Consider the following 11,905-nt stretch of genomic DNA (forward strand, 5'->3'; position numbering starts at 1 on the left):
CGAAAATGTTCCTGAGATTATAGACTTCTACCTCACTTCAGACACTGTACAAGTAACTCTTGTTTTTCACAAACAGAACTTCTCGAATCAGCGGCCACTGGTTCATTCCAATATCGAGCAACGACCTTGAACACTCACGAACATGAATCCGCCCCGGACAGATTAGGCGAGTATCTGATCGGTAAAAAAATCGGCGCCGGCGGTATGGGTTCGGTCTACCTGGCAACAAACATCCACACCGATCAACAGGTAGCCATCAAAATTCTCCCCAGCGCCCTGGCCCGGGAACCCGGCTTTGTCGAACGCTTTCACCGCGAAATTGAAGCGCTGAAAAAAATGCACAATCCGTATGTCATTGAGTTCTATGACAGCGGCGTGGAAAACGAGATCTACTATTACGTGATGGAATACGTTGAAGGCGAAACCTTAACCAAACGTCTAAGGCGCGAAAAACGCATCGACTGGAAAACGGTGATTCAGATCTCCATCCAGATCTGTTCCGCTCTCAAAGCTTCACATGACGCCGGCATTATTCACCGCGACCTCAAGCCTTCAAACCTGATTCTGAAAGATGACGACACAGTCAAACTGGCTGACTTTGGTGTCGCTCAATTATTCGCCACCGAAAAACTGACTGTGACCGGCGGCATTATCGGCACGGCAGAATACATGTCACCAGAACAGGCGGAAGGCAAACGCGTTACCCGGCAAAGTGACTTGTATTCCCTGGGCGCGGTGATGTATGTCATGCTCACCGGCCGGCCCCCCTTCAGCGGGAATACCATGCTGGCCATCATTCAGAAACAGAAATACGGCCAGTTCGATAAACCCGGCAGATACGTGGACGATCTCCCCATCTGGCTTGAAGAAATCGTTTGTAAGTTGCTCGAAAAAGATCCTCAGAAACGATTTCCGGATGCCTACGTACTTTCCCGCAGGCTACAGGATGTTCTCAACAAACATGAGATGTCAACGTCCGGCGATACCTATGCACTTTCAGGTAACAACGATCCTTCCGGAACTCCGACGGTCGTACAATCCTCATCCGAACCCGAAGCCGGCGCGGGCACATTGATGCAGGGCCTGATGCGGGCGCAGCTTGAATCAGAGAACACCGGTTCAAAACTGAGCCAGATCTTCGATAATACTTACTTCCTGCTGGCACTGCTGGCGGTTCTGATTGCCGGCGGTTACTTCTGGTTTCAGGAACGGGAACTGACTCCTCAGGAAATGTTCGAACAGGGTCGGCTCATCATGCAGCAACCCGAAAGCCCGGAATGGTACACGGCGCGCGATAAGTTTCTGCTGCCTCTGCTGGATTCAGACCCGCAGCGATGGGAAAAAGATGTTCAGCCGCTCCTGGAAAGAATTAAAGTCTATGAAATCCGCTCGCGCGCAGGGATGACCGCGCGACGCAGATCGCGGACCGGTCCGCAAAATGAAGCGCAGAGGTTCATGCTGCTTGCACAACATTACTTCGAAGCAGGTGATCTGGCACAGGCCGAAGTCATACTCACCGCTCTGGTTGATCTGCTCAACGAGCATTCTGATAACTCCGAGAACACCAAACAGGACGAAATGCGAGACCTCGCACAACAGATGTTAAATGAACTGCAGAATGACCCTTCGCGCACTGCGGAACGATTCATTATGCTCACGCAATCCATGGCAAATGCAGATGCGCTCGTCAACGAAAAGAAATTTGACGAAGCCGCCCGCGTCTGGAAAGCGCTGATCATACTCTACGAACAAGACCAGGCGGAAGTCGCCCGGGACATGGTCAGGAAAGCCAGACAGAAACTTGAATCGCTGCCCGAACTGAAACAGGCAGCACAAACGGAATCAGACTCTCAGAAAGAGAACACCAGTAATGAATGAAACACTCGACTTGAAAAATTATATTCGTGAAATCCCCGACTTTCCCAAACCGGGAATTCTGTTTCGAGACATCACCCCCCTGCTCGCGGAACCCAAAGCGTTTCAGGAAGTGGTTGACCGTCTGACTGCTTACTATCGCGATAAACAGATCACAGCAGTCCTCGCCGCCGAAGCACGCGGTTTTATCTTCGCTGCCCCCCTGGCACTGGCGTTAGGCGCCCGCTTCATCCCGATTCGTAAGCCCGGAAAACTCCCCTTCGAAACAAAAGCCTTTCACTACGAACTCGAATACGGTTCCGACTCACTGGAAATGCACACCGATTCCATTCACTCGGATGACCGTGTGTTAATCGTGGATGACCTGCTGGCAACCGGGGGAACGATCTCCGCCTGTATTGAGCTGGCAAAACATTCACAGGCAGAAGTCGTCAGCTGTGCATTTCTGATCGAACTCTCCTTTCTCAACGGTCGGGAAAAAATGAATGGCTGTGATGTTTACTCACTCATTCAGTACGATGCAGAATAGATTAGGGAACCCAGATCGCCGCCTTCGTTTCCGTCTGTGAGTTCTGTTCTATTCGCCGCGCCTTAATGCGCACGTAAGGCGCGACGAATCGGCCTCTGTGACGAAAATGTCCTACCGGCGCACTGGGATCGGCACGCACTGGCTCGCGCAGGTCTTCGATGACGAACCCCTGTCGGCACAGCCCGCCGACGAGCTGGTCCCAGCGATGCAGGTATTCTGTTGCGCCATCTTCCCGGTAAGAGCGGTCATCGGTTTTCGGCAGTGGGCCCTGCTGATAATACTCCAGACCGACCACATATTCATTCTGCTGATTGCGACTGGTAATCTGCAGACTCGTGGGAGTTTTATGCTGGCTGATATACAGTCCGCCGGGGCGCAGCACCCGAGCCACTTCCCGGTAAACGGCTTCCACATCGGGAACATAACAGGTACTTACAGGCTGATGCACAATGTCAAACTGCGCGTCCCGCAAATCGGATAAATTATCCATGGATGCCTCCACGATCTTCACCTGCAGCCCCCGCCTGCGGGCTTCCTGTTCATCCAGCTGCAGCATTTTATTACTGAGATCGACGACCGTTACCTGCGCTCCTGCGGAGGCATACAGAATCGACTGCCAGCCCCCACCGGATGCCAGACAGAGCACCTGCTTGCCCGACACCGATTCAGGCAGCCAGCCGCGCGAATCAAGCGTTTTCAGCGGAGCGCGGCACTCTTCATCGGTCGCGACTTTGGTAAACTGACTGCGAACCTCCGCCAGTCGATTCCAGGCAGCACGGTTATGGGACAGGTGGGACATGCGGAAATCTCGATTTCAAACCGTATCAATCAGGATTCCTGAGGCTGCGATTGCGCTTGTGCCGCATCCAGTAACGCGCCGGCAAAGGTAACGAGATCACCTTTACCCCGGGCAACGCGCTGCAGTACATCCAGGTGGTCTGTTTTGAGGCACAGATCGGTAAAGGAAAACGTATTCGGATCTTCAAACTGACTGAGATATTTTTCTGCCAGTTCGATGGCCCGATTATTCTTGCCCACGCGTGTTAACAGATCAATCATTGCATAAGCAATCATCTGCTTGTCGTCTTCATCCGGCTCCTGCTCCAGCTTGCTTTCGAAATAGGCGATCCCCATTTTCTGATCATTCTCATTTCCCACCAGGGCTTTGAAAAAGTGCAGATGCGCCGGATAAAAGTCCTCAAACGGCGTTTCTCCCGGATATTGAAACTGATTGTCCAGCCGGGAACCGTATTCACATAATTCAATCACCTTTGACAAGTGAGGATCTTTATCAGGCAGCAGGCGGGCAAAGCGAACCACGGAATTCAAATGCGAAACATCGATATGATAGCTGCCGGATTCAAACATCCAGTCTCGGCCGGCCATCAGCTCCCGCAAATTGTCCGTCGGCGGAGCCATGGGCACCTTCTGTTGTACGTGGTACTGCAGCGACTGAACGAGATCGGCATACAACTGGTCGACCAGCAGACGGGCCACCTGCTGTCGCCCTTCCGGACTCAGCTGGGCATTCATCTGGTCAAACACGGTAATCGTGTTACAGATTCCGTTCGTCTGCAACATGATTTCAAACCCTTTGCCCGGATTGGCCCCTTCATAAACACAAACCTGAATCAGTTCTTCCACTTTATCTTCGGGGACGGTTCGCGGATTGATTTTCTTTAATGCTTCCGCAACCGGTTCAGGCTCCTGAATCGTCTGGAAATAGAGCCAGGCATCGGAATACTTTTTATCTTCGAGGAATAAATTACCGACCTGGCGGGCCGCATCAATGTACGCTTCCTCGAATTCTTTCTTCTGATCTTCAGGTACATTGTCAAAACTCGTGGGCTGCAACAGGCCAGTCCCCAGGGCAAGTTTTTTCTGCATCAACAGGGCATCAAACAGACGGTGATAATTCTTCTGCGCAGTCAGAGTTTCCACCAGTTGATTCAGAACGGCCTGCGGTGACTGCTGCTGTAATTCTTCCAAAGCTGCAAAAGCGTCTACTGACATGATTCTTCTCTTGTCCTTGATCGTTTCAGAATAAGTGAAACCATAATTCGATAGTTTTGATGATATATCCGTTCGGCGTGATGTATTACGCTCCGCCAATCCTGTATTGACAGGCGGTCATTGTCAGGCGTGCCATTCCAGGTCTGATCAGACACTAAGATCCGTCATCGGAAACCAGCCGTTTTCCCAGTCCGATCACATGATCACATTGATATCCCAGTGATTCATAAAATGAGACCACTGCCTGATTCGTTTCGCGAACCTGCAGATTGATTTTCGGACACCCTTTCTCCCGGATGAGAACCTCTACATATTGCATGATTTTCCGACCAAAGCCCCTTCGCTGCCAGGCAGGAGAAACCGCAAGATAATTAATCCAGCCACGGTGTCCTTCGTAACCTCCCATGACGGTGGCGACGAGGGAACCCGAATATTCTCCCACCAGAAACAGATCCGGATCGACTGCCAGTTTTCTCTGAATGTCCCGCGCCGGGTCATTCCAGGGAACCACCAGCTGACACTCATTCCACAACGCAATGACAGCAGCCTGATCTCTCAGTTCAAATTCCCGGATTTCCATGATCAATTGATATCCATTGAAAACAACCGATTTCAATCCATCCACAGTCTAGAGCGTATAGGTAAGACTAACGAATGAGTCACGAGAAAAACAGTCCTTAATCAGTCTGAGTCATCTCACTGAGCGCACGTCAGAACTCTGCCAGAAAGCGGAATCTGGCGTGCAGATCCCCTTTCCGAAACAGATATTGTACGGGTTTCGAGGCTCCCTGAGTACCCTGCTACTCCAGAAAGAGCGGAATCGCACGGTTTCGATCGCTTTACTCGACAAACAGCAGAGGATTCAGATCGCCATTTGTGTCGAAGCGACCGATGACGGATTCGTAACTGGTATGATGCCCCAGCACAGCACGTGCATGTTCCGCTTTTTTCAGACTGCGATATACCAGCAACTGGTGAGACCCAATCCGTAAGCGATGTCCGGCTGCTTCATCCCGGGAGGAAATTTTTCCCGATTCGCTGACGGTCAGTCGCGTCCAGTCCGCCGCCTTACGTTTCAAATCGGGTTCCCAGTCGATAATCAAAGGCACATACAGAGCCGTTGCTTCCGCAGCCTGCTGCTGTAAGATCAGCTGATGCTGTTCATTATACGTCAGACTGCCCGGTTGAAAGAAATCCCGCTCCTGAGGTAATCCGATCGGAAAGACCCGGGCCGTCAGCCCTTTGGTTTTGAGCGTCAACTCGTGCGTTTCACTGTCGACCATTCCCGCCAGTTCCGCAGAGACAGGCAGGATCGAACGATATTCAATGCTGGCCGCTTCTGTGACGGTCACAATGTCAGAGAGAAAAGCAAAGTGCTGGTTGCGAGGCAGCAGCAACTGACGTTCGAGGCGGAAACCGGAATCCAGTTCCATCGACAGTTCGAGATAATCCGCATCTTCATCGGAATTCCAGCAGACACAACTCCACTCGCCATCCCCGGTCACGGTCTCACCGTTTACTGTCAGTGAGAAATCCCAGACTCCCTGTAACAGTTTTTTCCCCAACGCTGTCAGACTGATCACTGGAAGTTCCGCGTTCCAGCTGACAACCAGGAGATTGGAACTGTCAGACCAGTAGTTTCTCATCAAAGCCTGCGCTGCCCAGTCAGACTGACTGGAAGGACAACCTTCGGCCTGGATAAAAAATCCGGTTCGTTTTTTGACCGCCTGCAGGGACTTTAAATATAAACGCTCTGCACTGCGGGACGGCAGACCGGAAACAGCGGCTGCAGCAGAGAGTAACTCCAGATGCGAAACAGCGTGTGTCGGGCAAACCGCGATCTGCCCACGGGCATCGCAGGCCGCAACAATTTTCTCAACGGAATACTGGAAACGCTCGTGTGCTTCCCGGTCCCATAATTGTTTGCCCCAGATCTGGCCTGCATAAGTCGCCCGCGTCAGGGTAATCAGCCAGTAATCCAGTCGAGGGAAGAAGTCGGCATGCGGAGTTCCATCGGTGTCTGTCCGATCAAAAAAGCTGTCTCGTAAATTCTGTTGTCCCAGTTGACGGAAGTTCTTTGCTCCGGAAATATCCGAGAACAGTAAACCGGCACGCCAGGGGAGCTCTCCGGAAATCAATGCGACCTGATCTTCAAGGAGTTCTGAAAAATCAGTTTCTTCCAGTTTGAAGCAAAGTGTCACTGCTGAAAACAGGCAGGTCCTCCAGACGCTGATCAGCGTAGCAGGCGCTAATCGAGAACCAAGATTTTCCAGCAGTTCAATTAACAGTAACAATTCATAAGGCTGTAACGGATCGGCGGCGGAAATCTGATCGATCCAGCCTGTCAGCAGGCGACTGATTTCATCCCAGCTCAACTCGGGAGATTTTTTCCCTTTGGAAGCTTTCGATTTTTTTTTGCCGGGAACCAGTTGTGAACTGGCGGAGCGGATCAGGTTGATCAAATCGGAAGTGCGACAGGTTTCATCGACCGACTCATCCGACCAGAGAGTCGACCATAACATTCCCGCAGCCTGTTTTCCCGCACGCTTCTGTTTCGCGATGGATTTCAACTGGGAAGACAGGCCTTTACAGAAACGTTTCAAATCGCCCGCCTGCGCCCCTTTCATCAGGTCGCCGGTCGGCTTTGATTTCCACTGGAGGGACTGCAGAAATTCTTCATCGGAAACGGCAAACAGCTGCTGTGGTACAGATTGACCAAATTCGATTGACATTGTTATTTCCATTAATATGGTTCCCCAACAACAACTGAGATTTTCACCCTCAACAGTGAAACTTCAGATCCGATTTGGCGCATCACCGAACTGAGAAGAATCAAAATGCGCGGACTGGTGATAATAGGGTAACGTGATTTCCCCCGAAATCAATTGATCCAGACGCCATTCAACATGACTCTGGCAACATAAGACCGGGAATTCAACAAAAGATCACTGCCTGAATCTGTCACAGCATCATCGGGCAGACAGATGAGAGCCAGATCCGCCCGTTTCCCTTCAGACAGCGATCCGAGTTCATCCGACCGTTCCAGTGCACGGGCGCCCGCTAAAGTGCCACATTCCAGGATTAAATCGGTTGCGACGTCAGGAAAAGTTTCCCGCAGAAACAGCAGCTCTTTCCAGAGACTGAGATCGGGATTGGAAGCCCGGCTGTCTGTCCCCAGAGCCACATTGATACCCTGACTGATCAGGGTCAACCAGGGATGTAAACGATGCCCAAAATAATGATGAGTGCGCGGACAGTAAACGACGGAGATCTGTGGTGCCTGCTTCAGAAATTCTATTTCGGCTTCACCAAAATAATTTCCATGCACGGCGAGTGCAGAAGTGAGTTCTGCCAGCGGGACAAGGTAATCATACAACCGCATCCCGTCGCGCAATATTTGCGGATCCCACAGTCCCAGCTCGGACAACAGATCCACAAAGGGTCCCGACTTTTGACTTAGAAACTCCAGCTCTTCCTCGGTCTCCGCCAGATGGACGGCGGCGGGCACCCCCTGATCACGTGCCTGCTGGACCAGATTCAGATACAAATCGGGATTCACACTGTAGGGCGCATGCGGGCTTAAGCCCAGACCCACCTCACGATTCAACTCCAGGTCGGTCCCCAACTGCAGGAAATCAGCGGCAGTCTGTTGCTGTTCTGCGATCCGATCTGGAGTGAACCCCAGGCACTCGCGGAAAACCACTGCGGACGGCTTGCGTTCATCGACTGATAAGAGCTGCAGGCTCTCAGAGCTGGTGGCAATTTCACCCAGACAGGTTGTCCCGGAATTCAAGCTCTCTTCGATTCCCTGTCGGATTCGCTGATCTGCCGGGACAGTACAGGTGAATCGCGACTTCATGATCGATCGAATCCACTCGGTAAATGGCTTTGCCGGTCCCAGAGGCTGTTCCAGCTGACTGAATTCCAGATGGGTGTGTGCATTCACCAGCCCGGGAATCAACGCAGCATTCCCCAGGTCGACCGCGCGAGGATGTTCCCCCTGATACACGGCGGCAATCCGGGAACCTTCTATTTCTACCACAGCCCCTTCCAGCGGAGGTCCTTCCACAGGGAATACCCAGCGGGCTGCTAAAATCTGACGTTCCAAAATATCACTTCATCTCATAAACGTTGCTGGCAGGTGAAATCACATCTGGCGTAAATTATATCAGATCAAAGCTCATTTGGAATCAGTAAGCCTGCGATCATAAGAAGACTCTGTCAACGACTCCATCGGCTCACCGGGAGCAGGTCGAGACTGAAGGATCACCCATCGCAGCAGTACGAATGCTGTCACGCCGCAAATCAGCAGCAAAGGCCAGGAATACCGTAACCCGTCTGGTCCCATTGTGACGAAATGCTGCAGGCCATTTTCGGGAACCCATGTTTCAGGCACCCGTCCACGGAAGATCGAAAGGGAGTTATAGATAAAGTGAAACAGGATTCCCGGAAACAGACTTCGACTATGCACCGCGATCAGCCCCAGAGCCAGCCCCATCAGGGTCGCATTAAACACCTGTTGTGGAATCTGGTGCATCACGCCAAACGTGACACTGGAGAGAATCACAGCGAGCCAGACCCGACCCCGGCGACCAAACCCGCTCAGCATAAATCCACGGAAAGCGATTTCTTCGCAGATCCCCGGTGCGACCGCAAAGGCCAGCAGAATCAACCACAAAGACTGATTGGGGTCAGACATTTCCTTGATGATTGCCGCGGCCCCCGCTGGCAATTTCGGAAAGAACCACTGCAGACTTGCAGACAACTCCAGCGACAACGGATGCAGCATGAAAGGCAACAGAAGTCCCACGCCCCAGAAACCCCAGCTGGGTAAAAAGAGACGAAACGTCTTCCGCACACTGGTCGTCAGCATGATCCCCATGATCAACGCCGGTGTCGCAATGATTGCCAGCTGCTGGATCATCAGCAACTGCATGCTCCGCACTGCTCGCATTGATTCCGGTGCAGTCAGAATCGCATCCCGCATCGAATTCATCACCGCAAACTGCAGCAACATGATGATCACGAAACAGAAGCCTGCCTCTGCAAAACTGGGTAACACATCTTTAGTCCGCATCAGATGCTTCAGCCACAAACCGACTTCAAACCGCTCTGCTTCGCGGAAGAGCACGTCTTCCCGCTGGAACTGATCGATGGCCCACCAGAGTGCCAGCAGACTGTATCCGATGCTCGATACCAGCACCGGAATCGCATACACATACAAAGCCCCCGCATTCACCGCAGAGAGCAGCATCCCTTTCAGCAGGAGCGCCACTCCCACGATCGGCATCATGCTGTAAAACGCATTGATCTCCACAGCAGGAGACAGGCAAAATACGGTTAAGCCCAGCGTCACCATTAACAGCGGTGTTAAATAATATTGTCCCTCTTTACTACTGCGGGCAAAGGTCGCCAGTGACAGACACAAGGCACTGAATAACGCCGAGAGCGGAATCAGCAGAATCACAATCCAGAACAGTGCAGAAGCCGAAGGAAATGACAGATCACCGATCTTCGATAACGCACCACTTCCGGCCACATTCACCATATGCTTGCCGGTGAAACCCATGCTCGCCAGGTTCAATAATGCCGTGGACACACTGAAGATCATTACTGTCAGGAATTTACCCAGCACGATCTCTGTTCGTCGCGCGGGTGAAATCAGCAGCGTCTCCATCGTACCGCGCTCTTTTTCACCAGCCCCCAGGTCGATCGCCGGATAAAAAGCACCGGTCGCTGCCATGATAATCAACAATGCCGGAAACAACTTGCTCCACAGGTTCGCAGCCAGCTGATCATCCTGTGCCAGGTCGATCACATCCGGATTGATCGGATTCGGCAGAGTTTCCGGTAACCGGGCACGGCTCAAACGGTCTCGCAGAATTGCATTTTCCCAGGCTTCGAGCACTTCCTGAACGCGAGTGAATGCCAGTCGCGATTTCTCATCTGCGGTATTTTCCAGCACCAGTGGTCTTAAAGAGACGGCCGGATCAAATTCGATCAGTTCGTGCCGCGCCAGTTTCTCGCTGACCAGTTCCAGTTCTTTGGAGAGATTCGGCGGGAACAGGATTAAAACCTGAATCTGGCTCTCGGCAAACTGCTTACTCAGGCGTGCGTTGCTCAGGGTAATCTGTTCAGCCAGCTCGCTCTTCTCGGCATCGAGTTGTTTCTGCTCCTGAATCAGCTGCTGCTTTTCTTCTGACTTTGGGCCGCCCTCAGTCGATTTTTTTTGATTCTGTTTCTGATATTGATCTATCTTCGTCTCGAATTCAGTTAATCTCACCTGCAACTGATCCCAGTTGTCCAGCAGCTGTTGATGCAGTTTCAGATCCACTTCCAGTTTCCGGGCCTGCTCCAGCAGTTTTTCCCGCTCTTCTTTATCCAGGTCGGGCAGATTTTCATCGGCAACCTGTGCATCGGTAATCACCCGCAATTTTTCCGCGTCGGTGGGATTCATAAACCAGTTGGAAACAAATCGGTCCCCATCCAGCAACTGCGGATGCTGAGGCAGATCTTTCGCCCCGAGCAGCACGACATTCCGAGGCTGCTCCGAGAACAACACGGTCATCTGCACCATGCCGATCCCCATTGCCGGGTAAAGCAGCAACGGAAGAATTGCCACCATAAACAGGGTGCGGCGGTCGCGCATCTGGTCGCGCAATTCACGCATTAAGATCAGCCTGATGTTCTTCCACTGTATCATCTGAATTATTGAGCCTTCATCGCCAGCTGGTCTTCATGCTGTTGGATTAAACTGAAGAACAACTCTTCCATATCCGACTCGTGATATTGTTCTTCCAGTTCCGGGATACTACCGATCGCCAGAATTTTCCCTTTGTAAATCACCGCGACGCGATCGCATAATTTTTCGACTTCCCGCATGATATGAGTCGAAAAAATAATGCACTTGCCTTCTTCACGCAGCGCTTCAATCGTTTTCAATACAGCGCGTGCCACCAGAACATCAAGTCCCGTTGTAGGTTCATCAAAGATCAAGACGGGGGGATCGTGAATGATGGTGCGTGCAATGGAGACCTTCTGCTTCATGCCGGTCGACATTTTCGAACCGAGCATGTCTCTGATATCCTGCATCTGCAGCGTTGTAAAAATACGATCCAGTCTCTGCTGCAACTCCTGCTCTTCGATGCCATAGAGTCGACCAAAATATTCCACCATTTCCCAGGCAGTCATTCGATCATAGATACCGGTATTGCAGGACATGAAACCAATCTGGCTTCGTACCTCCTGAGGATGGGTTGCGACATCGAAGCCGGCAACAGTCGCCGAACCGCCTGTCGGCTTCAGGACTGTACTCAGCATGCGCAGACAGGTCGTCTTGCCAGCTCCATTGGGCCCGAGTAAGCCGAAGATTTCTCCCGCCTGAACTTCAAAGCTCACTGAGTCGAGCGCGACTATACTGCCACGACGCAAATCATCGAAACTTTTGCTCAGACCTTCGACGTGAATCATATCCGTCCAATATCCCCA

At 51.9% G+C, this 11,905-nt stretch carries 9 protein-coding genes; 2 read left to right on the plus strand and 7 right to left on the minus strand.

Features of this window, described 5'->3' with window-relative positions:
• Positions 1 to 126: 126 nt before the first annotated feature.
• Both ACN0YN_RS16105 and ACN0YN_RS16110 read left to right on the plus strand, forming a co-directional pair.
• A complete protein-coding gene (locus tag ACN0YN_RS16105) occupies positions 127 to 1,878 on the plus strand; it encodes a protein kinase domain-containing protein (RefSeq protein ID WP_417386049.1) in 1,752 nt (583 codons plus the stop codon).
• Positions 1,871 to 2,404, plus strand: a complete 534-nt coding sequence (locus ACN0YN_RS16110) for an adenine phosphoribosyltransferase (protein WP_417386050.1) — start codon at positions 1,871 to 1,873, stop codon at positions 2,402 to 2,404. Before ACN0YN_RS16105 ends, ACN0YN_RS16110 begins: the two co-directional genes overlap by 8 nt.
• Before the next feature lies 1 nt (position 2,405).
• On the opposite strand, the gene ACN0YN_RS16115 is transcribed toward ACN0YN_RS16110, so the two are convergent.
• From ACN0YN_RS16115 to ACN0YN_RS16145, 7 genes are all read right to left on the minus strand, one after another.
• The gene (locus tag ACN0YN_RS16115; protein WP_417386051.1) at positions 2,406 to 3,203 is read right to left on the minus strand and encodes a class I SAM-dependent methyltransferase; all 798 of its coding nucleotides are present in this window, start codon (positions 3,201 to 3,203) and stop codon (positions 2,406 to 2,408) included.
• Between the two features lie 29 nt (positions 3,204 to 3,232).
• Complete coding sequence (locus ACN0YN_RS16120; protein ID WP_417386052.1) at positions 3,233 to 4,417, minus strand: hypothetical protein; 1,185 nt, start codon at positions 4,415 to 4,417, stop codon at positions 3,233 to 3,235.
• 154 nt (positions 4,418 to 4,571) lie between these two features.
• Entirely contained in the window at positions 4,572 to 4,997 is a 426-nt protein-coding gene (locus ACN0YN_RS16125; RefSeq protein ID WP_417386053.1) for a GNAT family acetyltransferase, read from the minus strand.
• 259 nt (positions 4,998 to 5,256) lie between these two features.
• On the minus strand, positions 5,257 to 7,149 hold the full coding sequence (locus ACN0YN_RS16130) for a hypothetical protein (RefSeq protein WP_417386054.1): 1,893 nt from the start codon (positions 7,147 to 7,149) through the stop codon (positions 5,257 to 5,259).
• A 149-nt stretch (positions 7,150 to 7,298) separates the two neighbouring features.
• Positions 7,299 to 8,525: an amidohydrolase family protein gene (locus ACN0YN_RS16135; RefSeq protein ID WP_417386055.1), complete on the minus strand. Its 1,227-nt coding sequence runs from the start codon at positions 8,523 to 8,525 to the stop codon at positions 7,299 to 7,301.
• Between the two features lie 72 nt (positions 8,526 to 8,597).
• Positions 8,598 to 11,087, minus strand: coding sequence for an ABC transporter permease subunit/CPBP intramembrane protease (locus ACN0YN_RS16140; RefSeq protein WP_417386056.1), 2,490 nt, complete (start codon positions 11,085 to 11,087; stop codon positions 8,598 to 8,600).
• Positions 11,088 to 11,125: 38 nt separating this feature from the next.
• The gene (locus ACN0YN_RS16145) at positions 11,126 to 11,887 is read right to left on the minus strand and encodes an ATP-binding cassette domain-containing protein (protein ID WP_417386057.1); all 762 of its coding nucleotides are present in this window, start codon (positions 11,885 to 11,887) and stop codon (positions 11,126 to 11,128) included.
• Positions 11,888 to 11,905 lie beyond the last annotated feature (18 nt).

The sequence above is a fragment of the Gimesia sp. genome, from assembly GCF_048260065.1.
Taxonomy (GTDB): domain Bacteria; phylum Planctomycetota; class Planctomycetia; order Planctomycetales; family Planctomycetaceae; genus Gimesia.

Excerpts from the sequence above, each read along its gene's own strand:
- ACN0YN_RS16110 (WP_417386050.1), top strand. The coding sequence starts at position 1,871 with ATGAATGAAACACTCGACTTGAAAAATTATATTCGTGAAATCCCCGAC.
- ACN0YN_RS16115 (WP_417386051.1), bottom strand. The coding sequence starts at position 3,203 with ATGTCCCACCTGTCCCATAACCGTGCTGCCTGGAATCGACTGGCGGAG.
- ACN0YN_RS16120 (WP_417386052.1), bottom strand. The coding sequence starts at position 4,417 with ATGTCAGTAGACGCTTTTGCAGCTTTGGAAGAATTACAGCAGCAGTCA.
- ACN0YN_RS16125 (WP_417386053.1), bottom strand. The coding sequence starts at position 4,997 with ATGGAAATCCGGGAATTTGAACTGAGAGATCAGGCTGCTGTCATTGCG.
- ACN0YN_RS16130 (WP_417386054.1), bottom strand. The coding sequence starts at position 7,149 with ATGTCAATCGAATTTGGTCAATCTGTACCACAGCAGCTGTTTGCCGTT.
- ACN0YN_RS16140 (WP_417386056.1), bottom strand. The coding sequence starts at position 11,087 with ATGCGTGAATTGCGCGACCAGATGCGCGACCGCCGCACCCTGTTTATG.
- ACN0YN_RS16145 (WP_417386057.1), bottom strand. The coding sequence starts at position 11,887 with ATGATTCACGTCGAAGGTCTGAGCAAAAGTTTCGATGATTTGCGTCGT.